This is a genomic window from Isoptericola sp. Y541 (genome assembly GCF_059445465.1).
On the sequence record NZ_JCAIUJ010000003.1, the window covers coordinates 240827 to 265454 of the forward strand.

Sequence of the window (24628 nt, forward strand, 5' to 3'; positions counted from 1 at the left end):
CGAGTCCTTCCCCAGGCACCCGGGCCGGCGACGCAGGAGGTCAGACCGCCGCCCGCAGCGCATCCACGCGGTCCGTGCCCTCCCAGGTGAACCCGGGCAGGTCGCGGCCGAAGTGGCCGTACGCGGCCGTCGCGGCGTACACGGGGCGCAGCAGGTCCAGGTCCCGGATGATGGCCGCCGGTCGAAGGTCGAAGACCGCCCCGATCGCGGCCGAGATCCGCTCGGTGGGGACGGTCTCGGTGCCGAACGTCTCGACGTACAGGCCCACGGGGTGCGCCTTGCCGATCGCGTAAGCCACCTGGACCTCGCAGCGGCGCGCCAGGCCCGCCGCGACCACGTTCTTCGCGACCCACCGCATGGCGTACGCGGCGGACCGGTCGACCTTCGACGGGTCCTTGCCGGAGAACGCCCCGCCGCCGTGGCGCGCCATGCCGCCGTACGTGTCGACGATGATCTTGCGGCCCGTAAGGCCTGCGTCCCCCTGCGGGCCGCCCACCACGAACTTCCCGGTGGGGTTGACGATGAGGCGGGCGCCCGACGTCTCGATCCCGGTCTCGTCGGCGACCTGCGCCAGCACCGGCGCGATCACCTGGTCCGCGACCTCCCGCTGCAGCTTCTCCTGCACGAGGTCGGCATCGTGCTGCGTCGAGAGCACCACGGTGTCGACCCGCACCGGGCGGTCGCCGTCGTAGCCGATCGTGACCTGCGTCTTGCCGTCCGGCCGCAGGCCCGGCAGCTCGCCGCTGCGCCGCACGGAGGCGAGCCGCTCGGCGAGGCGGTGCGCCGTCCAGACGGGCACCGGCATGAGGGACGGGGTCTCGTCCGTGGCGTAGCCGAACATCAGGCCCTGGTCGCCCGCGCCCTGGGCGTCGAGGGGGTCGCGCTCGATGCCGGGCCCGGACGCGTCGTCGCGCTCCTCCACGCTCTTGTCCACGCCCTGCGCGATGTCGGGCGACTGCTGCCCGATCGACACGGACACGCCGCAGGAGTCGCCGTCGAACCCGATCGCCGAGGACGTGTAGCCGATGCGCCGCACCACCTCGCGCACGATCTGAGGGATCTCGACATACGCGTCCGTCGTGACCTCGCCCGCCACGTGCACCAGCCCGGTGGTGACCATCGTCTCCACGGCGACGCGCGAGCGCGGGTCCTGGGCGAGCAACGCATCGAGGATCGCGTCGGAGATCTGATCGCACACCTTGTCCGGGTGACCCTCGGTCACGGACTCGGACGTGAAGAGGCGCAGGGCTTCGCTCATGGCGCACAGCCTACGGCCAGGAGCGCTCAGCGCCAGGCTTGAAGGCCCGAGATCGTCTCACATCCCGGGTGAATCTCAGATGCTGGGCAGAGTCTTCGCCACGGCGTCCCAGATCGCGTCCGCGACCTCGCGCTTCGAGCCGGATGCCTCGGACACGACGTCACCCTGCCCGTCGAGGATCGTGACGGCGTTGGTCGACGCACCGAACCCCCGGCCGCCGCCCACGGCGTTCACCGCCAGGAGGTCCGCGCCCTTGCGGCGGGCCTTCTGCCGGCCGTGGTCCAGCACGGACCCGGTCGCGTCGCCGGTCTCGGCGGCGAAGCCGACGACGATCTGCCCGGCGCGCAGCCGGTCGTGGGCGAGCTCGGCAAGCACGTCGGGGTTCTCCACCAGGACGATGGGTGCGGGCCCGGTGCCCGGCACCTTCTTGATCTTGGCGTCCGGCACGTCGGTCGGCCGGAAGTCCGCCACCGCGGCCGCCATCACCACGACGTCCGCCGTGCCGGCCGCGCGGCGCACCGCGTCGCGCAGCTGGGCCGTGGTCTCGACCGGCACGACGTCGACGCCCGACCCGCGGGCCTCGGCCGACACGGCGTCGTCGAGGTTCGCCGCGACGAGGATCACGCGCGCGCCACGGGCCCGGGCCGCCTCGGCGAGCGCGGTCCCCTGCCGCCCGGTAGAGCGGTTCCCGATGAAGCGCACCGGGTCGATCGGCTCGCGGGTGCCGCCCGCCGAGACGACGACGTCGCGGCCGGCCAGGTCGCCGGTCGCGACGGAGAGTGCGGGGCCGGACGCAGGGCCGACCGCCGGGTCGGCTGCAGCGCCGTGCGCGACGTCGAGCGCCACGCGGGCGATCTCCTCCGGCTCCGGCAGGCGCCCCGCGCCGGTGTCGGCGCCCGTGAGCCGGCCGCTGGCGGGCTCGATCACGGTCACGCCGCGGTCGCGCAGCGTCGCCACGTTGGCGCGCGTGGCGGGGTGCTCCCACATCTCTGTGTGCATCGCGGGAGCCATGACGACGGGGCAGCGCGCGGTGAGCAGCGTGGAGGTGAGCAGGTCGTCGGCGCGGCCGGCGGCGGCCCGCGCGAGCAGGTCCGCCGTCGCCGGCGCCACCACGACGAGGTCCGCTCCCTGCCCCAGTGCGACGTGCGGCACGTGCTCGACGTCCTCGAAGACCTCGCTCGTCACGGGCTCGCCGGAGAGCGCCTCGAACGTCGGCGCGCCGACGAAGCGCAGCGCGGACGCCGTGGGGACCACGCGGACCGCGTGCCCCGCCTCGCGCAGGAGGCGAAGCAGGAGAACGGCCTTGTACGCGGCGATGCCCCCGCTGACGCCCAGCAGGATCCTCATGGTCAGGCCACCTCGTCGTGGGATCGTCGGGCTGCGGTGCGCCGATCGGCGGGGACGCCGATCGAACGGTGCGTCAGGCGGGGACGATCAGAGGGAGAGCTCGTCGCCGGGCTCGACGACCGGCTCCGCCGAGGCGTCCGGCTTCTCCTCGACGGGCGTGGAGACGAGGAGGCCCTCGTTGATCTCGCGCATCGCGATGGAGAGGGGCTTCTCCTGGTTGCGGGTCTCGACCAGCGGGCCCACGTTCTCCAGCAGGCCCTCGTTGAGCTGGGAGTAGTAGGCGTTGATCTGGCGCGCGCGCTGGGACGCGTACAGCACGAGGCCGTACTTCGAGTCGGTGCGCTGCAGCAGCTCGTCGATGGGCGGGTCGGTGATGCCGATGGGCTGGGCCACGGTTCCGGCCATGGGTCACACTCCAAAGATTCGCGGGGGGAAGTCGGGGTTCAGCAGTCCATCCTACCCGTGGTCACCCCATGACCTGTGGCGCCGCCGACGTCACACCCATCACGCGGGCTAGCTCGTCGGTGGCGCGCGTGACGTCGTCGTTGACGATCGTCAGGTCGAACTCCGCCTCGGCCGCGAGCTCGGTGCGCGCCGTGGCGAGCCGCCGCTCCCGCTCCTCGGCGTCCTCGGTGCCCCGCCCGACGAGGCGCCGCACGAGCTCGTCGAAGCTGGGCGGGGACAGGAAGACGAACCGGGCGGCCAGGCCCGACTCGCGCACCGCGTCGCGCACCTGCCGTGCGCCCTGGAGGTCGATCTCCAGCAGCGTCGGGGTGCGGGCCGCGAGGTGCTCCTCGACAGGCCCCCGCGGGGTCCCGTACCGGTGGCGGCCGTGCACCACCGCCCACTCGAGCATCTCGCCCGTGGCGACCATCCGGTCGAACTCCTCGGGCGAGACGAACAGGTAGTGCACGCCGTTCACCTCCCCGGGGCGCGGCGGCCGCGTCGTCGCGGACACGGACAGCCACACCTGGGGGTAGCGCCCACGGATGTCGGCGGAGACCGTGCCCTTGCCCACGGCCGTGGGCCCGGCGAGCACAGTCAGACAGGCCTGCGGCGCCGTACCCCCGTCCGCGGTGGCAGGACCGGGAACGTCGTGCTGTGCCGGACTGCCGGCGGGCGGTGCGGAAATGTCAGCCAAACCTCTCGATGAGCGCCGAAGCCTGGTGCGGCCCGAGGCCACGGATCCGGCGTGTCTCGGCGATCCCGATCTCCTCCATGATCGCCCTGGCCTTCACCTTACCGACACCGGGGAGCGACTCCAGCAGCGAGACGACCTTGAGCTTGCCCACGACGTCGTCCTTCTTCCCTCGCTCGATCACATCCTTGAGAGAGCCCTGGGAGTACTTGAGACGGTTCTTGATCTCCGCACGCACACGTCTTGCCTCGGCAGCCTTTTCAAGGGCCGCTGCACGCTGTTCCGGGGTGAGAGGGGGGAGTGCCACGCAAGTCACCTACTCTGTCGAGCCGCTTGAAATGGGGAACTGCTCACTCGAAAGTAGCCACGACCTGCGAGGGCGGCAATCGCTAGGCCCCCCGGCCGCAATCTTATCCGGATTCCGACCGGGAGGAATGCGGCATTCAGGTCATGACATCCTCGCAGGTGGCGCCCGGTGACTTCCGTCTCCTCCCGCCCGACGGCGCCGGACGACCCCTCCGACGGGCGGGCTCGCGCGCGGATCCTCAGCTACGCAGCGCCGCGCGGGCGTCCGCGACGGCGGCCGCCGCGGCGGCGCGCAGCGCCCCGGCGTCCGGCCCCGCGGCGAGGACGCCCCGGGAGGACGACGCGAGCACCTGACGCCGTGCGGCGCCGAAGGCGGTCGCGAGCTCTCGCTTGCCCGCCCCCTGCGCGCCCACGCCCGGGGCGAGCAGCGGGCCGTGGACCGCCGTGAGGTTCGTGCCGGTCTCCCGCGCGGCGTCGCCCACCGTGGCGCCCACCACCAGGCCGACCGAGCCCATCGGCAGCCCCTCGGACACGGCGCCCGCGTTGAGCACCGCCGCCTGCGCGGCCACCGAGGCCGCCACGCTCACGCCGTCGGGCCCGACGGCGTGCTGCACCTCGTGGCCCTCCTTGTTGGACGTGAGGCACAGCACGAAGATGCCCCGCCCGGTGCGTGCGGCGAGCTCGGCCGCGGGGGCGAGCGAGCCGAAGCCGAGGTACGGCGAGACCGTCACGGAGTCGCCCGCGAGCGGAGAGCCGTCGGAGAGGAAGGCGTCGGCGTACGCGCCCATGGTCGAGCCGATGTCGCCGCGCTTGGCGTCCACCACCGTCAGCGTGCCCACCGCGCGCGAGGCGGCGATCACGTCCTCCAGCGCCGCGACACCCGCCGAGCCGTGCCGCTCGAAGAACGCGGCCTGCGGCTTGAACGCCGCCACGCGGCCGCCGAGCGCGTCCACCACGCGGAGGCCGAACTCGCGCACGCCGGCGGCGTCGTCGGACAGCCCCCACGCGTCCAGCAGCGACGCGTGCGGGTCGATGCCCACGCACAGCGGGCCGTGGGCGTCCATCGCCGCCGCCAGGCGTGCGCCGAACGGCACGGGACGCGTCGCCGGTCCGGCGGAGCCCGGCCCAGCGCTCACGCGCCCGCCCCCGCCGTGACACCGGCACCTGCACCTGGCACGTCCTCGCCCGCGAGCCGGGCCCGCGTCGCAGCCATGTGCTCCTGCAGGCTCGCGACGTCGAACGGTCCCCCGCGCACCGCCTCGATGCCCTGCACCGCCGCGGCGAGCTGGTCGACCGTGGTGATCATCGGCTTGTCCGCCGCGGTCGTGGCCGCCCGGATCTCGTAGCCGTCGGCGCGCGCGCCCTGGCCCGACGGGGAGTTGACCACCAGGTCCACCGCGCCGTCGGTGATGAGGTCGACGATCGTGGGCTCGCCGTCGGCGCCCCGCCCCTGCGAGAACTTGCGCACCACGGTGCTGCCGATGCCGTTGCGGCGCAGCACCTGCGCGGTGCCGGACGTCGCGAGCACCTCGAAGCCGAGCTCCGCGAGGCGCTTGACCGGGAACACGATGGAGCGCTTGTCGCGGTCGGCCACCGACACGAACACCCGGCCCGCGGTGGGCAGCCCACCGAACGCGGCGGCCTGCGACTTCGCGAACGCGTGCGGGAAGTCCTTGTCGAAGCCCATGACCTCGCCCGTGGAGCGCATCTCCGGGCCGAGCACCGTGTCGACGACCTGCCCCTCGGCGGTGCGGAACCGCTTGAACGGCAGCACGGCCTCCTTCACGGCCAGCGGCGCGCCCAGGTCGAGCGTGCCGCCGTCACCCTCGGCGGGCAGGACGCCCGCGGCGCGCAGGTCCGCGATCGACTCCCCCACCATGACGCGGGCGGCGGCCTTCGCGAGCGAGGTACCCGTCGCCTTGGAGACGAACGGCACCGTGCGGGACGCGCGCGGGTTGGCCTCGAGGACGTAGAGGACGTCGGAGACGAGCGCGTACTGCACGTTGAGCAGGCCGCGCACCCCCACACCCTCGGCGATCGCCTCGGTGGACCGGCGGATGAGCTCGATCTCGGCCTCGGACAGCGATACGGGCGGCAGGACGCACGCCGAGTCACCGGAGTGGATGCCGGCCTCCTCGATGTGCTCCATGACGCCACCGAGGAACAGCTCGGTGCCGTCGTACAGGGCGTCGACGTCGATCTCCATCGCGTCGTCGAGGAACCGGTCGATGAGCAGCGGCGCGGGCAGCAGCTGTCCCGCGCCTGCGGCGGCGGCTGCGCTCTCGTCGAGCGCCCGCTCGACGTACTCGGTGAGCTGCTCGACGGAGTACACGATCTCCATGCCGCGGCCGCCGAGCACGTAGGACGGCCGTACCAGGACGGGGTAGCCGATCGTCTCGGCGACATCGCGGGCCTGGCCGAGGGAGCGGGCCGTGCCGAAGGCGGGCGCGGGCAGGCCGGCGTCGAGCAGGACCTGACCGAAGATGCCGCGGTCCTCCGCGGCATCGATGGCCTCCGGGGAGGTGCCGAGGATCGGCACGCCCGCGTCGGCGAGGCGCTGCGCGAGCGCGAGCGGAGTCTGGCCGCCGAGCTGCACGATGACGCCCTTGATCGGCCCGGCCGCGAGCTCCGCGGCGTAGACCTCGAGGACGTCCTCGAAGGTCAGCGGCTCGAAGTACAGGCGGTCGGAGGTGTCGTAGTCGGTCGAGACCGTCTCCGGGTTGCAGTTGACCATGATGGTCTCGTAGCGCTCGGAGAGGGTCAGCGCCGCGTGCACGCAGGAGTAGTCGAACTCGATCCCCTGGCCGATGCGGTTGGGCCCGGAGCCGAGGATGATGACGGCCTCGCGCTCGCGCGGCGCGACCTCGGTCTCGTCGTCGTACGACGAGTAGTGGTAGGGCGTGCGGGCCGCGAACTCGGCCGCGCAGGTGTCGACCGTCTTGTAGACCGGGCGCACGCCGAGGGCGTGGCGCACCTCGCGGACCGTGGACTCCCCGCCCCGGCCCATGCCCCGCAGGCGCGCGACCTGCACGTCCGACAGGCCGTGGCGCTTGGCGCGGCGCAGCACGTCCTCGGTGAGCGTCGGCGAGGCGGCGACCTCGGCGGCGACCTCGTTCATCAGCAGGATCTGGTCGAGGAACCACGGGTCGATCTTGGTGGCGTCGAAGACGGCCTCGAGCGTGGTGCGGCCCGCGGCGACGGCGCGCAGCGCCTGCTGCACCCCGACCATGCGGTGCTCGGTGGGCCGCTCGATCTCGGCGAGCAGCTGGTCCAGGGCCGCGCCCGAGGGCGCCTCCCCGTCCCAGTGGAAGGCGACGCCGCCCTTGTCGACCGACCGCAGCGCCTTGCCGAGCGCCTCGGTGAAGTTGCGGCCCAGTGCCATCGCCTCGCCCACGGACTTCATGGTGGTGGTGAGCGTCGGGTCGGCGGCCGGGAACTTCTCGAACGCGAACCGGGGCACCTTGACCACGACGTAGTCGAGCGTCGGCTCGAAGCTGGCCGGCGTGACGCGCGTGATGTCGTTCGGGATCTCGTCGAGCGTGTAGCCGACGGCGAGCTTGGCCGCGATCTTCGCGATCGGGAAGCCGGTTGCCTTCGACGCCAGCGCGGAGGAGCGCGAGACGCGCGGGTTCATCTCGATGACGATGATGCGCCCGGTCTCCGGGTCGACGGCGAACTGGATGTTGCAGCCGCCGGTGTCGACGCCCACCTCGCGGATGACGGCGATGCCGATGTCGCGCAGCCGCTGGTACTCGCGGTCGGTGAGGGTCATCGCCGGGGCGACGGTCACCGAGTCGCCGGTGTGCACGCCCACGGGGTCGACGTTCTCGATCGAGCACACGACCACGACGTTGTCGTCCTTGTCGCGCATCAGCTCGAGCTCGTACTCCTTCCAGCCGAGGATGGACTCCTCCAGGAGCACCTCGGTGGTGGGCGAGTAGTGCAGGCCCTGCCCGACGATGCGGCGCAGGCCCGCCTCGTCGTAGGCGATGCCGGAGCCGAGGCCGCCCATGGTGAACGACGGGCGCACGACCATCGGGTAGCCGAGGTCGGCGGCCGCCGCGACGGCCTCCTCGACGGCGTGCACGACGACGGAGCGGGCGGACTCCCCGCCGCACTTGGCCACGACGTCCTTGAACTGCTGGCGGTCCTCGCCCTTCTGGATGGCGGGGATGTTGGCGCCGATGAGCTCGACGTCGTACTTCGCGAGCACGCCGGCCTCGTCCAGGGCGATGGCGGCGTTGAGCGCCGTCTGCCCGCCCAGGGTGGGCAGCAGCGCGTCGGGGCGCTCCTTGGCGATGATCGTGGTGAGCACCTCGGTGGTGATCGGCTCGACGTAGGTGGCGTCGGCGAACTCCGGGTCGGTCATGATCGTCGCCGGGTTGGAGTTCACCAGGACGACGCGCAGGCCCTCCTCCTTGAGCACGCGGCAGGCCTGCGTGCCGGAGTAGTCGAACTCGCAGGCCTGGCCGATGACGATCGGGCCGGAGCCGATGACCAGGACGGAGGAGAGGTCGGAACGGCGGGGCATCAGTTCTCCTTCAGGGCGGCCAGCGCGGACTCCGGCACGGTGACGGGCTCGCGGGTGGTCATGAGCTCGACGAAGCGGTCGAACAGGTAGGCGCTGTCGTGCGGGCCGGCGGCAGCCTCGGGGTGGTACTGCACGGAGAAGGCGGGCACGTCGAGCGCCGTCAGGCCCTCGACCACCTGGTCGTTGAGGCCGACGTGCGAGACGATCACGCGGCCGTAGCGTCGCCCGTCGGAGCGCTCGTCGTCGTACGGCGCGGTGCTCACCGCGTCGGTGGGGGCGTCGACGGCGAACCCGTGGTTGTGCGCCGTGACCTCGACCTTGCTCGTGGTGCGGTCCATCACCGGCTGGTTGATGCCGCGGTGGCCGTAGCCGAGCTTGTAGGTGCCGTAGCCGAGTGCCCGGCCGAACAGCTGGTTGCCGAAGCAGATGCCGAAGAACGGGATCCCGCGGTCCAGCACGCCCCGCAGCAGCTCGATCTCGTGCGTGGCCGAAGACGGGTCCCCGGGGCCGTTGGAGAAGAACACCCCGGCGGGCGAGCCGTCGGCGGGCAGCAGGGCCTCGACGTCCTCGACCGACGCGGACTGGGGCACCACGTGCACCCGCACGCCGCGCTCGGCGAGGCGCGCCGGGGTCATGGCCTTGATGCCGAGGTCGACGGCGACGACGGTCGCGACGGGCTCCCGCCCGGCGAACTCGCCGGCCGGCTCGACGACGTACGGCTCGGTGGTCGTGACCTCGGGCGAGAGGTTCGCCCCGGCCATGGCCGGGGAGGCCTGCACCTCGGCGACGAGCTCGGGCAGCGGGCGCTCGAGCCCGCCCGCCACCAGCGCGTCCCCGGAGAAGATCCCGGCGCGCATGACACCGAGCTCGCGCAGGTGGCGCGTCAGGGCGCGGGTGTCGACCTCGCTGATGCCGACCACGCCCTGGGCGGCGAGCTCGTCCTCGAGCGAGCGGTCCGCGCGCCAGGAGGACACCCGGCGGGCCGGGTCGCGCAGCACGTAGCCGGACACCCAGATCTTGCCGGACTCCCGGTCCTCGTCGTTGACGCCCGTGTTCCCGACGTGCGGGGCGGTCATCACGACGATCTGCCGGTGGTACGACGGGTCGGTCAGCGTCTCCTGGTAGCCGGTCATACCGGTGGAGAAGACGATCTCGCCGAAGGTGACGCCGCGGGCGCCGTACGCGCGGCCGCGGGCGACCGTGCCGTCCTCGAGGACGAGAAGTGCCGCAACGGTGACGTGGGCCGCGGGCGCGGCGTGCGGGCTCGGCGAGGGAGCGGGGCTGGTGAGGGGGCGGTTGGTCACTGCTCGTCCTTCGGTGCGGGAGCGGAGGTCATGAGGTGGCGCACGGCGTCCACGAGCCGGGAGCGGTCGAGCGCGAACCGGGTGCGCAGCCCGGTGGCGAGGTCGGCGGCGGGCACGTCGCCCGTTGCCGGGTCCTCCCAGGTCACGACGACCAGGCCGTCGGCGCCGACGTACTTGCCGGCCATGCCCGGGGCCAGGCCGACGCCGCGCAGGGCGGCGACGGGCGCGAAGACGTCCGGGGCGCCGTCGCGCTCGACCAGCACGCCCGCGTCGTGCACGGAGACGCGCGCGGTGGAGCGGTCGCCGAGGCCGTGCGCGCCGACGCGGGCGAGCCAGTCCCCCGCGAGGGTCGAGGAGACGTACGTCGCCTCCAGGGGGCCGAGGCGCAGCGCGCCGAGGTCCTCGGGGACGGTGGGCGGCACGGGGACCGTGTGCCGGGTGCGGGCGGCGAGCCGGCGTCGTCCGCCGAGGACGACCAGCAGCAGCGCCACGCCGAGGACGACCCAGATCCCGACCGCGACAGGCATCGGCAGGTTCATCGCGCGCCTCCCCGGACGCCGGTCGAGCGTGCGCCGTCCTGAGCCTGTCGAAGGGTCGAGACCACCGGCGCGCCGTCGAGCACGGTGGCGCGCCCGCGCAGGAACGTCGCCACGACGCGGCCCGGCAGCTCGCGGCCCGCGAACGGCGTGTTGCCGCTCGAGGTGGCCTGGGCGGCGCCGTCGACGGTGCGGGTCGCGGCCGGGTCCACCAGCGTGAGGTTGGCCGGCTCGCCGACGGCGATCGGCCGGCCCTGCGCCGTCGGCCCGGAGTCGACGCGGCCGATGCGGGCCGGGTTCGTCGACAGCACCCTTGCGACGTCGGCCCAGGTGAGGCGGCCCGTGTCGACCATCGTGGCCTGCACCACGCTGAGCGCGGTCTCCAGGCCCGTCATGCCGAACGCGGCCGCGCCCCACTCGCAGTCCTTGTCCTCCCGGGTGTGCGGGGCGTGATCGGTGGCGACGATGTCGATCGTGCCGTCGGCCAGGCCCGCGCGCACCGCCTCGACGTCGGCGGCCGTGCGCAGCGGCGGGTTCACCTTGTACGCCGCGTCGTAGGTGCGCGCCAGCTCGTCGGTGAGGATCAGGTGGTGCGGGGTCACCTCCGCGGTGACGTCGATGCCGCGCCCCTTGGCCCAGCGCACGATCTCGACCGAGCCCGCCGTGGACAGGTGGCACACGTGCAGGCGCGAGCCGACGTGCCCGGCGAGCAGCACGTCGCGGGCGATGATCGCCTCCTCCGCGACGGCGGGCCAGCCTGCCAGGCCGATCTCGGCGGAGACGACGCCCTCGTTCATCTGCGCGCCCTCGGTCAGCCGCGGCTCCTGGGCGTGCTGCGCGACGACGCCGTCGAACGCCTTGACGTACTCCAGCGCGCGGCGCATGAGGATCGGGTCGTGCACGCACTTGCCGTCGTCGGAGAAGACCCGGACGCGGGCGGCGGAGTGGGCCATCGCGCCGAGCTCCGCGAGGCGCTCGCCGCCCAGGCCGACGGTCACGGCGCCGACGGGGTGCACATCCACCCAGCCCGCCTCGTGGCCCAGGCGCCACACCTGCTCGACGACGCCCGCGGTGTCCGCGACCGGCGACGTGTTGGCCATGGCGTGCACCGCGGTGAAGCCCCCGACGGCCGCGGCGCGGGTACCGGACGCCACGGTCTCGGCATCCTCGCGGCCCGGCTCGCGCAGGTGGGTGTGCAGGTCGACCAGCCCGGGCAGCAACACCTGGCCCGCGGCGTCGAGCACGACCACGTCTGCCCCGTCGTCGCGAAGGGTCGTCTCGCCGACTCCCCGGATCTCGCGCACGACGCCGTCCGCGAGGACGACGTCCGCCGGGTCGCCGCCGAGGGGACGCGCCCCGCGCAGCACGTAGGTGGTGGTCACAGAGTGGTCCCTTCGGTGGTGCCGGACAGCAGCAGGTAGAGCGCGGCCATGCGCACGGCGACGCCGTTGGCGACCTGCTCGACGATCACCGCCCGGTCGGAGTCCGCCGCCTCGGCGGAGATCTCGAGGCCGCGGTTCATCGGGCCGGGGTGCATGACGATCGAGTGCGCAGGCAGCATGGCGAGGCGCCGGGCGTCGAGCCCGAAGTAGCGCGTGTACTCCAGCGTGCTGGGGAAGAACGAGCCCGCGCCGCCGGACATCCGCTCCCGCTGCACCCGCAGCGTCATCACGGCGTCCGGCTGCCAGTCGGCGAGCGTCGCGTCCAGGTCGTACGACGTTCGGCAGGGCCAGGCCTCGACCCCGACGGGCAGCAGCGTGGGCGGCGCGACGAGCGTGACCTGCGCCCCGAGCGTGTGCAGCAGGCGCACGTTCGCCCGCGCGACCCGCGAGTGCAGCACGTCCCCGACGATCGCGACCTTGAGGTCGGCGAGGTCGGCGCCGACGCTGTCGCCGCCACCGCGGCGCAGCCCGCCACCTCTGCCCGCCAGATGCCGGCGGATCGTGTACGCGTCCAGCAGCGCTTGCGTGGGGTGCATGTGGGTACCGTCGCCGGCGTTCAGCACGGCGGCGTCGAGCCAGCCCGCGTGCGCGAGCTGGTACGGGGCGCCCGACGCCCAGTGGCGCACCACCACGGCGTCCGCCCCCATCGCGTGCAGGGTCAGCGCCGTGTCCTTGAGCGACTCGCCCTTGGAGACGCTGGAGCCCTTCGCCGAGAAGTTGATGACGTCGGCGGACAGGCGCTTGGCGGCCGTCTCGAAGGAGATGCGGGTGCGGGTGGAGTCCTCGAAGAAGAGGTTCACCACCGTGCGCCCCCGCAGCGTCGGGAGCTTCTTGATCTCGCGGGACTGCGTCACCGCCATCTGGGCGGCGGTGTCCAGCAGCTCGATCGCCTCGTCCTTGCCGAGGTCGGCGGTGGAGAGCAGGTGCCTCATCGGTCGCCTCCCGGGGTGGTCGGGACGCCGGCGCCGGGCTCGCGCCCGCTGATCACCACGGCATCAGTGCCGTCGACCTCGGCCAGCAGCACGCCCACGCGCTCGGACTGCGCGGTGGGGAGGTTCTTGCCCACGAAGTCGGGACGGATCGGCAGCTCCCGGTGCCCGCGGTCCACCAGGCAGGCCAGGCGCACCGCCTTCGGCCGGCCGAGGTCGCCGATCGCGTCGAGGGCCGCGCGGATGGTGCGGCCGGAGAACAGGACGTCGTCGACGAGCACGACCGTCTTGCCCTCGATCCCCGCGGCGGGCAGGCGCGTGACGCCGACGGCGCGGGTGGGCTGACGACGCAGGTCGTCGCGGTACATGGTGACGTCGAGCTCGCCGAGGTCCCGCTCGGGGTCGAACGCCGGGTCGATGCTCGCGAGTCGCTGGCCGAGCCGCGTAGCGAGGGTGACCCCGCGGGTGGGGATGCCCAGCAGGACCACGTCCTGGGCTCCCTTGGCGCGCTCCACGATCTCGTGCGCGATCCGGGTCAGGGCGCGGGCGACGTCGCTCGCGCCGAGCACGACGGTCCCTTCGGGGACGGTCGGCTGTTCGGGGGTTCCGGGCATACCGGTGCCAGCATCCACTGGCGACCTCCTTCTCCGCCTCACGGGACGGGCTTAAAGGGTGTCGACTTCTGTCGATGTCGGCGCCCAGCCTAACCCGTCGGCCGCGTCGAGCCGGGGCACCGCCCACGATGCGGCCGCGGCGTGCGTCACACCCCCGAGAATGCCGAACAGGCGGTTGGTCCCGGATTCGGGCGCCTCGCGGCGCCATCGCGGGACCAACCGCCTGTTCGGCGTCAGGGTCGGTCAGACCGGGGTCGGTCAGACCGGGGTCGGTCAGATCAGGAGCGTCGGCTTGATCTCCACGAGCCGGCCCAGCAGCCCGTTGACGAACGACGGCGAGTCGTCGGTCGAGAGCTGGCCGGCGAGGTCGACCGCCTCGTCCACGGCGACGGCGTCGGGGACGTCGTCGTTGTAGAGCAGCTCCCAGGTGCCGATGCGCAGCAGCGCCCGGTCGACCGCGGGCATGCGCTCCACGGTCCAACCCTGCGAGTACGTGGCGAGGAGCTCGTCGATGCGCTCGCTGTGCGCGACAACGCCCTCGACGAGGTCGACCGTGTACTGCGGTACCGCCGCCTCGGTGTGCGGCTCGATCACCCGGTCGGCGACGAGCACCTGCGGGTCGATCCCGCGCTGCTCCGCCTCGAAGAGGATGTCGACGGCGCGCTTGCGCGCCTTGGTGCGTGCGCCCATGTCAGCAGACGCCCGTCAGTCGTTCACTCGGCCCAGGTACGACCCGTCACGCGTGTCGACCTTGACCTTGGTGCCCTGCTCGAGGAACAGCGGGACCTGGATCTCCGCGCCGGTCTCGAGGGTGGCGGGCTTGGTGCCGCCGGTGGACCGGTCGCCCTGCAGGCCGGGCTCCGTGTACGTGATCTCGAGGACCACCGACGACGGCAGCTCGACGTACAGCGGGGTGCCGTCGTTGGAGGCCACCATGATGGTCATGCCCTCGAGCATGTAGTCCTTGGCGTCGCCGACCGTGGCCGCCGGGATCATGATCTGGTCGTACGTGTCGTTGTCCATGAACACGTAGTCCGCGCCGTCCATGTACAGGTACTGGTAGTCGCGGCGGTCCACGTTCGCCGTCTCGATCTTGAGGCCGGCGTTGAAGGTCTTGTCGACCACCTTGCCCGAGAGCACGTTCTTCATCTTCGTGCGGACGAACGCGCCACCCTTGCCCGGCTTGACGTGCTGGAACTCGATGATCGACCACAGCTGACCGTCGATACGGAGCACGGTGCCGTTCTTGATGTCGTTGGTGGTAGCCACGTTCTTGTTCGTCCTCGGGGTCGGGGTCGGGGCGGGGAGTCGACGTTCTGGGCCGCGAGGTTCTGGGACCGCAGAGAGCCCGAGACATCCTACAGCGCGACGAGGAGCTCGTGCCCCACCAGACCGAGGGCGGCGGACCACGCGAGCGAAGCCAGCGTGCCCACGACGAAGCGTTCGCTCGCCACCGGGTGCTCCCGCAGCTCGGGGAACCGGCCGAGGCCCTTCACCGCTACCACGATCGCCACGCCCTCCGGGTAGCCCGCGAGCAGCGTGCCGGTCACGCACAGCCGCTCCAGCAGCCCGATCCAGGTGCCGCCGCGGAGCACGGCCACCGCCTCCGCCGCGAGCTGCGACTCGCGCTCCGCGTGCCGCAGCACCCACGGCACGAGCCAGGCCCCTGCGCCCACGCTCAGCGCCAGGCCGGCGACCCACACCAGGACATCCGTCGCCACCACTGCGAAGCTCATCGGTCGTGCTCCTCCCCCTCGTCGTCGTCGGCCCCGTCGGCCCCGTCGGCACCGGGCCCGTCGTCCGCGCCCGCGGCCCGCAGCAGCCGTGCCGCGAGCGGACGGGCCGCGGCGTCCTCGGCCCACAGGGCGGTCCGCAACCGCTGGCTGACCGCCTGCTCGCTCACGCCGAGCGCCTTCGCGGCCGCACGCTGCGGAGCCGCGGTCCCCGAGTGCGGGACGAGCGTATCGACGGCCTCCCACCCGGCGGCGGAACGACGTGCGACGACGGCGCCCAGCAGGTGCAGCAGGGCCTGCGCGTCCGCGGCGATCGTGGCGTGCGGCTCGTGCTCCGGGCCCGCGACCGCGAGGGGCACGCTCCCCCGCCCTCGCCGTTTCGCACGCTCCACCGCCGCACGCGCCCGCACGAACGCGGGCCCGGATGCGGCCCGGGACACCTCCGGCAGCGGGAGGTCGACCGCACCGAGGCCGATGCCGACGGACCATCCGCCGTCGCGCACGAGGTCGAGGACGAGGTCCACGGCCAGGGCGGAGCCGTCGTCGTCTGCCGCGAGCACCCCCTGGACCTCGTCACCGACGGTGCGGTCGAACGGGAGCACCGTGCCGGGCGCGCCCTCTGCCCGAGCCCCGATCATCGCGAGCACCTCGGGCACGCGGTCCGGGCCGCGGGTGCTGCCTCGTTGGTCCGCCGTCAGCACGATCATGGATAAAGGCTATGTCCTTGTCGCGTCACTCACAAGGCTAACCACTTGAGCAACACTCAACCCTGACGCCCTGACAGGAGTTTCTCTAGCCCTCGAGCTTGTGCACGAGCGCGGACAACGCGAGGCGATAGGAATCGAACCCGAAGCCTGCGACGGTGCCGGTCGCGATCCCGGCGACCACCGAGTAGTGCCGGAACGACTCGCGCGACGCCGGGTTGGACAGGTGCACCTCCACCAGGAGCAGCCCCGACGACGTGACCTGGGCGGCGGCGTCGCGCAGCGCGTAGCTGTAGTGCGTGAACGCCGCGGGGTTGAGCACCACGTGCGACCGGGCGTCGACCGCCTCGTGCAGCCAGCCCACGATCTCGGACTCGTCGTCGGTCTGGCGTACGTCGACCGTCACGCCGAGGTCGCTCCCCCAGACGGCGGCCTCCCGATCGAGATCGGCCATGGACGCATGGCCGTAGATCTCCGGCTCGCGCACGCCGAGCCGACCGAGGTTGGGACCGTTGAGGACGAGGACGTGTGTCATGGCCCCGAGGGTACGGTCACTCCGGCGCGTCCACGAGCAGCCGGCGCGGGCCGGGGCCGGCGTCGCCGAGCGCGTCGTGCGGGTTCGCGAGCACGCATCGGCTCAGGGAGAGGCAACCGCACCCGATGCAGTCCGTGAGGTCGTCCCGCAGCCGCTCCAGCTGCTCGATGCGGGCATCGAGGTCGGTGCGCCACGCGCGCGAGAGCCGCTCCCAGTCCCGGACGTTCGGGGCACGGTCCTCGGGGAGGGTCGCCAGCGCCTCCGCGATGCGCGCGAGGGGGATCCCCACCCGCTGCGACACCCGCACGAACGCCACCCGGCGCAGCACGTCGCGCCGGTAGCGACGCTGGTTGCCCGCGGTGCGCCGGCTGGCGATCAGCCCGCGCCGCTCGTAGAAGTGCAGGGCCGAGACGGCCACCCCGCTCCGGGCCGCCACCTCCCCGACCGTGAGCTCGACGTGGTCCCACGGCACCGTCTCGGGTCCCTGCTCGGGCACCTCGACCACCTCTTTCGTCCCGGGCATTGACCTGAACCGTAGTTCAGGTCCAAGCATGGAGCCATGGATGCGATCCGCCACCACTCCTTCGGCCCGCCCGAGACCCTCGCCCTCGAGCAGGTCCCCGACCCCGCTCCCGGCGCCGGCCAGGTCCTCGTCGCCGCCAGGGCGCACGGCGTGCACCTCATGGACACCGGGCTCCGGCGCGGTGAGGCCTCCGGCCCCCTGCCGGCGCCCACGCTCCCGGCGATCCCGGGCCGTGAGGTCGCGGGGACGGTCGCCGACGTGGGACCGGGCGTGGACCGCTCCTGGGTCGGCGTGCGCGTTGCCGCCCACCTCGGCGCCACCCCGGCCGGCGGCGGCTACGCCCGGATGGCCGTCGTCGGCGAGCAGGCGCTGCACCGGCTGCCCGACGGCCTCGACCTGGCGGACGCCATCGCCATGATCGGCACCGGCCGGATGGCGCTCATGACGCTCGAGGTCGCGCGGATCGGGGCCGACGACGTGGTCGTGGTCACCGCGGCCGCGGGCGGGCTCGGCTCCCTGTTCGTGCAGTCGGCGCTCGACGCCGGCGCACGCGTGCTGGCGCTGGCGGGCGGCCCGCCCAAGGTCCGCGTCGTCCGCGGCATCGTTCCCGACGCGGGCCAGCGGCTCGCCGTCCTCGACTACCGCGGCCCGGACTGGGCGTCGGACGCGCGCGCCGCCCTCCGGCGGCTCGGGTCGGAACACGCGACCGTCGTCCTCGACGGCGTCGGGGGCGACCTCGGCGGGGCCGCGACGGACCTGCTCGGCTCCCGCGGCCGCCTCGTGGTGCACGGCTGGTCCTCCGGGCACCCGAACCCCCGCTCGACGTCGCCCGACATCCAGGTGCCCGACATCCAGGTGCCCGACATCCAGGTGCCCGACATCCAGGTGCTGAACGTCGTCGGCCCCGGCGCCCCCGCCTTCGGCGACGTCCGCACGTACCAGCGGCGTGCGCTGGACCTCGCCGCCGCCGGCGCCTGGCGCGTGCTGACGCACCGCGTGCCGTTCGCCGAGGCGGCGCGGGCGCACCGCGAGCTCGAGGAGCGGCGCACCGTGGGCAAGGTCGTGCTCGGATGACGTCCGGCCCGACGGCCGGCGGGACCGGCGTGCTCGACGCGCGGGCGCAGCGCTGGACGGACCGGCGCGGCCCGACGCCGCCCCTGTGGGCAGGCATCGGGCTCTTCCTCGCGGGCCGCATCCGGCCCACGGGTCACACCTCCCGCTCGGTCACGAATTCCCTCGCCGTCCCGTCGTCGGTGCGGGAGGCTGTCGATGAGAACGCCGTCTCCACGCCGTCTGCATGACAGCACGCACCGCCGCACCGCCGGGCGTCCGCCCGGCAGCACTGTCCTTGCACCGTCCGTCCCAGCACCACTCGTCCCAGGAGCATCGATGACCACACCCTCCATACCCCCCGCTCTCCCCTCGTCCCCGACGACCCCGACGTCCGAGGACGCGGCCGCGTCGCTGCGCACCACCCTCGGGGCCGCCGCGTCCGTGGTCGCGCCCGACGACGACGGCTACGAGGCCGCGCGCACGATCGAGCCGGGCGGGGTCGAGCATCGCCCCGCAGCGATCGTCCGGCCCACCGACGCCGACGCCGTGGCCCGCACCGTGCGTTACGCCCGCGACGCGGGGACCGAGGTCTCCGTCCGCGCCGGCGGGCACTCCGTCTTCGGCCTCGGCTCCGCCGACGGCGCCCTCACCCTCGACCTGCGCGGGCTCGACTCCCTCGACCTCGACGTCGACGGCCGCACCGCGTGGGCCGGCGGCGGGCTCACCGCCGGGGCATACTCGAGAGCCGCGGGCGCCCACGGGCTTGCCACCCCGTTCGGCGACACGGGCGGCGTGGGCATCGGCGGGATCACGCTCGGTGGCGGCGTCGGGCTCCTCGCCCGCTCCCACGGCATGACGATCGACAGCCTGCTCGGCGCCGAGGTGGTCACCGCCGACGGCGAGGTCGTGCTGACGGACGCCGAGCACGACCCCGACCTGTTCTGGGCCCTGCGCGGGGGCGGCGGCAACTTCGGCGTCGTGACCCGGTTCCGGTTCGCGCTCCACGAGGTGTCGCAGGTGGTGGGCGGTGTCCTCATGATGCCGGCCACCCCCGAGAGCGTGGCCGGCGTGGTCGCCGCCGCCGACGCGGCCCCGGCCGGGCTCACCGTGATCACGATGGTCATGACGGCGCCGCCGATGCCGATGATCCCCGCCGAGTGGCACGGGCGCATGATCGTGATGGCCAACGCGTGCTGGTCCGGGCCGCCGGACGCCGCGGACTCGGCCCTCGCGCCGCTGCGCGAGGTCGCGGCCCGCGCCGGCGGCGCCCTCCTCGACGGGCTGCACCCGACTGCGTACGCGAGCCTGTTCGAGGGCGGGCCTCCCAGCGGGACCGCCGTGGCGACCGGACGCACCTTCTTCACCGACGGCGTGGACGAGCCCGCCGCCGCGCACCTGCTGGAGCAGCTCGAGAGCTCCGACGCGATGATGCGCGCCGTGCAGCTGCGCGTGGTCGGCGGCGCGGTCGCCGAGGTCCCCGCCGACGCGACCGCGTACGCGCACCGCGCCGCGCGCGTGCTCGGCAACGTGGCTGCCGTGGGCCCGGACGCGGCGACGGCCCGCGGGTACGCGCCGTGGGTCGACGCGCTCGCCGACCGTCTCCGCGGGGCCGAGGGCGCATACGTGAACTTCGCCCTCGACGGCAGGGGCGACACCGCCCGCGCGGCGTACCCGAACGGCCACTGGGACCGCCTGCGGGACGTGAAGCGGCGCTACGACCCCCAGAACCTGTTCCGCGCGAACGTCAACGTGCCGCCGGCATGACCCGGCGCTCGCCGTGGCGCCGTGCTCAGCGCGCCCGGGCGTCGATCTCGTCGCGCCGTGCGAGCACGAGCCGGTCCACGACGTCGTCGGGCAAGGGCGCGTCGGGCTGGAAGGAGACCGAGCCCTTGGTGGTCCGAAACCCCTGCAGGTCGTCCGCGAGCGCCGCGATCACCTCGGGGCTGAACGGGTAGAGGCCGAGGTGCGTACGCGTGACCATCACGCTCAGCAGCGGGCTGCCCCCGTAGCGCAGGGCGGGCATGCCGTAGCCGCGTCCCTCCTCGAGGTTCGGGACGAGGGCGTGGGCACGCTCATACACGCGTGCCACCGCGTCCCGCTCCGGCGCGGACAGGGTGGCCAGGTAGTCCTCGACGTCTCCCATGGGCCCCATGCTCCTGCGCCACGGGCGCTTGGCAAGCGGGGGGTGTCACGTCGCGGCGCGCCGATTCGTCGGAGGGACAGGGCCGGATCGTCCGGTTCGCGGAAGGATGGGCAGCATGCCACGCACGGATCGCCACCAACGCCGCACCCTTGCCGGACAGGTCGCCGGACGGGTCGCCGGAAATGTCGCCGGCACGGTCGACGTCCCCGACCCTGCAGTCCTCGCCGACCTGCGGCGGGTCGCCTTCGGCGCCGCGTACCGGATGCTGGGCAGCGTGACGGAGTCCGAGGACGTGGCACAGGAGGCCATGCTCCGGGTGGCTCCCACGGGCACGGTGAGCGCGGAGGTGCTGAACGCGCAGGCGTACACGACCACGGTGGCGACCCGGATCGCGCTCGACGTGCTGCGCTCGGCGCGGGTACGGCGGGAGTCGTACGTGGGCGAGTGGGTGCCGGAGCCCCTCGTGGGCGAGCTGGTCGCCGCGGGCTCGCCCGGACGGGAGGCCGCCGCGCACGCGGAGCTCGCCGACGACCTGTCGACGGCGTTCCTCGTGCTGCTCGAGACCCTGACGCCGTCCGAGCGTGCGGCGTTCCTGCTGCACGACGTCTTCGGCTACCCGCACCGTGAGTCGGCTCAGGTGATCGGCACCACCGAGCTGGCGGCGCGCCAGCTCGCGTCCCGCGCGCGGCGCCGGGTCGCTGCGCGGCAGGGGGCACCGGCTGACCGTGCCCAGAAGGACGCCCGTGCCGATCCGCACGCGGCGGAGCTGGTGGAGCGGTTCATCGCCGCCACGGAGGATGGCGACGTGGAGGCGCTGATGGCGCTGCTCGCCGACGACGTGGCCCTCACAGGGGACGGCGGCGGCAAGGTGCCGGCCGGGATGTCGGTGTCGCGCAGGGTCTCCGGCCGCGAGGCGGTGGCACGCCTGCTGTCGGGGTTCGCCAAGCGCGGCGCGCCGGCGCGGCTCGAGGTCGCCATCGTCAACGGCGGGCCGGGGATGATCGCCTACGCCGACGATGTCCTCGGCGGCGGGGTGCTCGGCACGTACGCGCTGCAGGTGTCGGACGGCCAGATCGCACGGATCGACGGGGTGATCAACCCCGACAAGCTGCAGCACCTGGCACCGCTGGCCGACCTGGAGGCCGTGGCGGAGGCGATCAGGGCGTCGGCGCGTCGTCGGCGAGAGCAGGCCTGACGCCGACGGTCACCCTGAGCATGAGGATCAGGCCCGCCAGGACCACCGCGACGATGCCGAGCGTGCCCCAGATCGTCGCGCCGGTGAGCGCGATGACCAGCGTCCAGAGCGACGGCGCGAGGAACGACACGGCGCGACCCGTGGTGGCGTAGAGGCCGAAGATCTCCGACTCTCGCCCGACGGGGGCGACGCGGGCGAGCAGCGACCGGGAGGCGGCCTGGGCGGGGCCGACGAAGCAGGTGAGTGCCAGGCCTGCCCCCCAGAACACCAAGGGGCCCAGCTGGTGCAGCGCCACCACCAGGAGCCCGCACACGACGAGCCCGCCGAGCGACCACACGATCACGGCCCGCGGGCCGAACCGGTCGTCCAGCCGCCCCGCCAGGATGGTGCTCACGCCGGCCAGCAGGTTCGCGGAGATCCCGAAGATCATGACCGCCTGGGCATCGAACCCGAAGGACACGGCGGCGATCACAGCGCCGAAGGTGAACACGGCGGCCAGGCCGTCGCGGTAGACGGCGCTCGCGAGCAGGAACCAGAAGGTCGGTCGTTCCGTGCGGTAGAGGGCGATGATGTCGCGCACCAGCACGACGTACCCGGCGAAGAACCCCACGCGCGGGCGGTCGGCCGCGGGCGGCGCCTCGGGCACGTAGCGGAACAGCGGCCAGGCGAACGCGAGCGCCCACAGCGCGCAGCCGACGGCGATCACCCGGTAGGCGAGGCCGTCGTCGGTGGGCATGCCCCACCAGTCGTACGTGGTGGCCACGACGACCAGGACGAGGGCGACGATCCCACCGAGGTAGCCGAGCCCCCAGCCGAGGCCGGAGACCTTGCCGATCGTGCGCGGCGTCGAGACCTGCACGAGCATCGCGTTGTAGTTCACGCCCGCGATCTCGCTCGCGACGCTGCCGAGCGAGACGAGGGCGGCCCCGAGCACGAACCAGGCCGGGTCGGCGCGGACGGCGAAGAGGCCGAGCATGCTGGCGACGAGCACGAGGGTCGCGCCGCCCAGCCACGCCTTGCGGCGCCCGTCCACGTCCGCACGCTGACCGAGCACCGGGGCGAGCAGCGCGACCAGGATGCCGCCCACCGCGATCCACGCGCCGAGGCCGCTCGTCAGGCCCGCGAGCGCCCGCTCGTGGACCGGGTCGTTCGCGGGGAGCGCGGCGACGGCGGGGTCGAGGAACGCGTCGCTCGTCAGGTACAGCGCGGTGAAGACGAATGTGACGATCACCGTGTTGAAAGGCTGCGTCGCCCAGTCCCACAGGGCCCAGGCACGGACCTGTCGGCGCGGCACCGGTCGCGCGGTTCCTGCGGTGGCGTGCGTGTCGGCGATGCCATCGGTGGTGGCCGCCGGCTCCGGCGCGGCGGGTTGGTCGCTCATGAGCGTGCAGTCTGCCGGACGCGGGTGTCCGGTCGCGACGGCGCGCCCGGCCGTCGCCGCGCGGCTACGATCGCGCCTGTGCACGACGCTACGCCGAACCCCTCCCGGAACCTCTCCCTCCCGGGCACGACGGGGCCCGCCCAGTGGCGACCGGACCGCCTGCTCGGCCCGCCCTTCGAGGAGGCCCCGCTCGGCCCGGCGACGCTGGTCCGTTCGGGTACCCGGCCGTCGTCGGCCCGGTGCGCGGTGATGCACGTGCACGGCTACAACGACTACTTCTTCCAGGACCATCTCGCCGCCGCGGTCGTCGCGGCCGGCGACGCGTTCTACGCCGTCGACCTGCGCCGTGCCGGTCGCTCGCTCCTGGGCGCTGTCCCGGACGTCGGAGCGGACCCGCTACCCCCGCACTACGTGGCGAGCCTGCGCGAGCAGGGCGCCGACCTCACGGCGGCGGCGCGCGCGGTGCGGGCGCTGGAGCCGGGGCTGCCGCTGGTGGTGCACGCCCACTCGACGGGCGGCCTCGCCGCGACCCTCTGGGCACACGCCGTGCGCGACGACCCGACGGACGGGCCCGACCTGCTCGTGCTCGACTCCCCGTTCTTCTCCCTCGACGGGTCCTGGCTGCAGCAGGCCGCCAGGACGGCGGCGCTGCAGGTGCTGGGCCGGCTGCGCCCGCTCGCCGTCGTGAGCGCGAACCCGTCGGTGTACGCCACGTACCAGCATCGCTCGCACGGAGGCCGGTGGTCCTTCGACACCTCTCTGAAGCGACCGGAGGGTCTGCCCGTCCGGGCGGGCTGGCTCCACGCGGTCCGCCAGGCCCAGCTGCGGCTGGCGCGCGGGCTGGCGGTCCCGTGCCCGGTGCTGGTAGCGCGCAGCGACGCCTCCGGGCCCGACAGCCCGGCCAACCCCCGGCTCGACGCCCAGGACACCGTGCTCGACGTCGTGCGGATCGCCGCGCTGACGCCCCGGGTCGGGCGGGACGTGAGCGCACTCGTCGTGCCCGGCGGGGTGCACGACCTGGTGCTGTCCGCCGACGGGCCGCGCACCGCCTACCTCGACGGCGTACGGCGCTGGCTCGACGAGCGCCTCCCGGGCGTGGGCGGGAAGGTGCCCGCATGAGGCCGGCTCCCCCGCATCCCTACCTCGACCCGCGCGGGCCCGACGGCGCCCCCCTCGGAGCGCGCCGGGTGGTCGCCCTCGCGCACCGCGGCTTCTCCCACGGCCACGAGAACCTGGAGAACTCGCTGGCGGCGTTCGCGGCGGCCGTCGACCTGGGGTTCCGCTACGTGGAGACGGACGCGCACGGCACGGCGGACGGGGTCGCGGTCGCCCTGCACGACGTGTCCCTCGACCGCACCACCGACGCCTCGGGACTCGTCGCCGACCTGCCCTGGTCGGTGGTGCGCCGCGCCCGCATCGGCGGCACGGAGCCCGTGCCGCGGCTGGACGACGTGCTCGGCACGTGGCCGGACCTGCGGGTCAACATCGACGTCAAGGAGGCCTCTGGCGTGGCGGCGACGGCCGCGGCGATCGAACGGACCGCGGCGCACGACCGCGTGTGCGTGACGTCGTTCGACGTCCGGCGGCGGCGCGACACCCTGGCCCGCCTGTCCCGCCCCGTCGCGTCGTCGGCCGCCCAGCGCGAGGTGGTGGGGTTCCTCGCGGGGGCGCGCCTGCGCGCGGACGCGCTGGCCCGTCGCGCCCTGCGCGACGTCGACGCGCTGCAGGTCCCCGTCACGGAGGGCCGGCTCCACGTGGTCGACGCCGTCACCGTCGCCGCCGCCCACCGCGCCGGCCGTCAGGTGCACGTGTGGACGATCAACGACCCCGACGAGATGCGCCGCCTGCTCGACCTCGGCGTCGACGGCCTCGTCACCGACCGCGCCGACCTGCTGCGCGACGTCCTGACCGAGCGCGGGGACTGGCCCGGCGAGCCGAGGTAGAGAACCTGGTTCT

The 24628-nt window shown here is 73.8% G+C and carries 26 protein-coding genes; 6 read left to right on the forward strand and 20 right to left on the reverse strand.

All coding sequences use genetic code 11. From position 1 onward, the window contains the following. Nucleotides 1-40 precede the first annotated feature (40 nt). The 18 genes from metK to soxR form a co-directional block, all read right to left on the reverse strand. Nucleotides 41-1258, reverse strand: a complete 1218-nt coding sequence (gene metK / locus AC1C2V_RS09525) for a methionine adenosyltransferase (protein WP_495389351.1) — start codon at nt 1256-1258, stop codon at nt 41-43. Nucleotides 1259-1333: 75 nt separating this feature from the next. Beyond that, nucleotides 1334-2605, reverse strand: coding sequence for a bifunctional phosphopantothenoylcysteine decarboxylase/phosphopantothenate--cysteine ligase CoaBC (gene coaBC, locus AC1C2V_RS09530; protein ID WP_495389352.1), 1272 nt, complete (start codon nt 2603-2605; stop codon nt 1334-1336). Nucleotides 2606-2692: 87 nt separating this feature from the next. Then, nucleotides 2693-3010 carry a DNA-directed RNA polymerase subunit omega gene (gene rpoZ / locus AC1C2V_RS09535; protein WP_495389353.1) on the reverse strand — a complete coding sequence of 106 codons (318 nt, stop codon included), beginning with the start codon at nt 3008-3010 and terminating at the stop codon, nt 2693-2695. Between the two features lie 61 nt (nt 3011-3071). Continuing rightward, on the reverse strand, nt 3072-3644 hold the full coding sequence (gmk, locus tag AC1C2V_RS09540; protein ID WP_495389354.1) for a guanylate kinase: 573 nt from the start codon (nt 3642-3644) through the stop codon (nt 3072-3074). 94 nt (nt 3645-3738) lie between these two features. Continuing rightward, nucleotides 3739-4050, reverse strand: coding sequence for an integration host factor, actinobacterial type (gene mihF, locus AC1C2V_RS09545; RefSeq protein ID WP_495389355.1), 312 nt, complete (start codon nt 4048-4050; stop codon nt 3739-3741). Between the two features lie 238 nt (nt 4051-4288). Beyond that, complete coding sequence (gene pyrF / locus AC1C2V_RS09550) at nt 4289-5185, reverse strand: orotidine-5'-phosphate decarboxylase (protein WP_495389356.1); 897 nt, start codon at nt 5183-5185, stop codon at nt 4289-4291. After that, the gene (gene carB, locus AC1C2V_RS09555; RefSeq protein WP_495389357.1) at nt 5182-8580 is read right to left on the reverse strand and encodes a carbamoyl-phosphate synthase large subunit; all 3399 of its coding nucleotides are present in this window, start codon (nt 8578-8580) and stop codon (nt 5182-5184) included. Before carB ends, pyrF begins: the two co-directional genes overlap by 4 nt. Beyond that, on the reverse strand, nt 8580-9884 hold the full coding sequence (gene carA, locus AC1C2V_RS09560; RefSeq protein WP_495389358.1) for a glutamine-hydrolyzing carbamoyl-phosphate synthase small subunit: 1305 nt from the start codon (nt 9882-9884) through the stop codon (nt 8580-8582). The genes carB and carA overlap by 1 nt, the downstream gene beginning before the upstream one ends. Further along, nucleotides 9881-10423 carry a PH-like domain-containing protein gene (locus AC1C2V_RS09565; RefSeq protein ID WP_495389359.1) on the reverse strand — a complete coding sequence of 181 codons (543 nt, stop codon included), beginning with the start codon at nt 10421-10423 and terminating at the stop codon, nt 9881-9883. The genes carA and AC1C2V_RS09565 overlap by 4 nt, the downstream gene beginning before the upstream one ends. Next, nucleotides 10420-11802 carry a dihydroorotase gene (locus tag AC1C2V_RS09570; protein ID WP_495389360.1) on the reverse strand — a complete coding sequence of 461 codons (1383 nt, stop codon included), beginning with the start codon at nt 11800-11802 and terminating at the stop codon, nt 10420-10422. The genes AC1C2V_RS09565 and AC1C2V_RS09570 overlap by 4 nt, the downstream gene beginning before the upstream one ends. Then, nucleotides 11799-12794: an aspartate carbamoyltransferase catalytic subunit gene (locus tag AC1C2V_RS09575; RefSeq protein WP_495389361.1), complete on the reverse strand. Its 996-nt coding sequence runs from the start codon at nt 12792-12794 to the stop codon at nt 11799-11801. The genes AC1C2V_RS09570 and AC1C2V_RS09575 overlap by 4 nt, the downstream gene beginning before the upstream one ends. Next, complete coding sequence (pyrR, locus tag AC1C2V_RS09580; RefSeq protein WP_495389362.1) at nt 12791-13405, reverse strand: bifunctional pyr operon transcriptional regulator/uracil phosphoribosyltransferase PyrR; 615 nt, start codon at nt 13403-13405, stop codon at nt 12791-12793. The genes AC1C2V_RS09575 and pyrR overlap by 4 nt, the downstream gene beginning before the upstream one ends. Before the next feature lie 273 nt (nt 13406-13678). Then, nucleotides 13679-14095, reverse strand: a complete 417-nt coding sequence (gene nusB / locus AC1C2V_RS09585) for a transcription antitermination factor NusB (protein WP_495389363.1) — start codon at nt 14093-14095, stop codon at nt 13679-13681. 15 nt (nt 14096-14110) lie between these two features. Next, a complete protein-coding gene (efp, locus tag AC1C2V_RS09590) occupies nt 14111-14674 on the reverse strand; it encodes an elongation factor P (RefSeq protein WP_495389364.1) in 564 nt (187 codons plus the stop codon). Between the two features lie 89 nt (nt 14675-14763). Further along, entirely contained in the window at nt 14764-15141 is a 378-nt protein-coding gene (locus AC1C2V_RS09595; RefSeq protein ID WP_495389365.1) for a hypothetical protein, read from the reverse strand. Next, a complete protein-coding gene (locus AC1C2V_RS09600; RefSeq protein ID WP_495389366.1) occupies nt 15138-15845 on the reverse strand; it encodes a hypothetical protein in 708 nt (235 codons plus the stop codon). Before AC1C2V_RS09600 ends, AC1C2V_RS09595 begins: the two co-directional genes overlap by 4 nt. Before the next feature lie 85 nt (nt 15846-15930). Then, nucleotides 15931-16377: a type II 3-dehydroquinate dehydratase gene (locus AC1C2V_RS09605; protein WP_495389367.1), complete on the reverse strand. Its 447-nt coding sequence runs from the start codon at nt 16375-16377 to the stop codon at nt 15931-15933. Between the two features lie 16 nt (nt 16378-16393). Then, nucleotides 16394-16900, reverse strand: a complete 507-nt coding sequence (gene soxR, locus AC1C2V_RS09610) for a redox-sensitive transcriptional activator SoxR (protein ID WP_495389368.1) — start codon at nt 16898-16900, stop codon at nt 16394-16396. A gap of 36 nt (nt 16901-16936) precedes the next feature. On the opposite strand from soxR, the gene AC1C2V_RS09615 reads away from it, so the two are divergent. The 3 genes from AC1C2V_RS09615 (at nt 16937) to AC1C2V_RS09625 (ending at nt 19717) form a co-directional block, all read left to right on the forward strand. Then, entirely contained in the window at nt 16937-17974 is a 1038-nt protein-coding gene (locus AC1C2V_RS09615) for a zinc-binding dehydrogenase (RefSeq protein ID WP_495389369.1), read from the forward strand. Further along, nucleotides 17971-18201 carry a hypothetical protein gene (locus tag AC1C2V_RS09620; RefSeq protein ID WP_495389370.1) on the forward strand — a complete coding sequence of 77 codons (231 nt, stop codon included), beginning with the start codon at nt 17971-17973 and terminating at the stop codon, nt 18199-18201. Before AC1C2V_RS09615 ends, AC1C2V_RS09620 begins: the two co-directional genes overlap by 4 nt. A gap of 88 nt (nt 18202-18289) precedes the next feature. Continuing rightward, nucleotides 18290-19717 carry an FAD-binding oxidoreductase gene (locus AC1C2V_RS09625; RefSeq protein WP_495389371.1) on the forward strand — a complete coding sequence of 476 codons (1428 nt, stop codon included), beginning with the start codon at nt 18290-18292 and terminating at the stop codon, nt 19715-19717. 25 nt (nt 19718-19742) lie between these two features. On the opposite strand, the gene AC1C2V_RS09630 is transcribed toward AC1C2V_RS09625, so the two are convergent. Next, nucleotides 19743-20096, reverse strand: a complete 354-nt coding sequence (locus tag AC1C2V_RS09630) for an iron chaperone (RefSeq protein WP_495389372.1) — start codon at nt 20094-20096, stop codon at nt 19743-19745. A 115-nt stretch (nt 20097-20211) separates the two neighbouring features. Here AC1C2V_RS09630 and sigJ point away from each other — a divergent pair, with 115 nt between their 5' ends. Further along, nucleotides 20212-21291 (forward strand): RNA polymerase sigma factor SigJ, encoded by a 1080-nt coding sequence (gene sigJ / locus AC1C2V_RS09635; RefSeq protein WP_495389373.1) that lies wholly within the window; start codon nt 20212-20214, stop codon nt 21289-21291. On the opposite strand, the gene AC1C2V_RS09640 is transcribed toward sigJ, so the two are convergent. After that, nucleotides 21254-22672, reverse strand: coding sequence for an MFS transporter (locus tag AC1C2V_RS09640; RefSeq protein ID WP_495389374.1), 1419 nt, complete (start codon nt 22670-22672; stop codon nt 21254-21256). The genes sigJ and AC1C2V_RS09640 overlap by 38 nt on opposite strands. 78 nt (nt 22673-22750) lie before the next feature. Between AC1C2V_RS09640 and AC1C2V_RS09645 the strand changes: the two genes are divergently transcribed. Together AC1C2V_RS09645 and AC1C2V_RS09650 are read left to right on the forward strand one after the other, a co-directional pair. Then, entirely contained in the window at nt 22751-23791 is a 1041-nt protein-coding gene (locus tag AC1C2V_RS09645) for an alpha/beta hydrolase (RefSeq protein ID WP_495389375.1), read from the forward strand. After that, on the forward strand, nt 23788-24615 hold the full coding sequence (locus AC1C2V_RS09650; RefSeq protein WP_495389376.1) for a glycerophosphodiester phosphodiesterase family protein: 828 nt from the start codon (nt 23788-23790) through the stop codon (nt 24613-24615). The genes AC1C2V_RS09645 and AC1C2V_RS09650 overlap by 4 nt, the downstream gene beginning before the upstream one ends. The last annotated feature ends 13 nt before the right edge of the window (nt 24616-24628 follow it).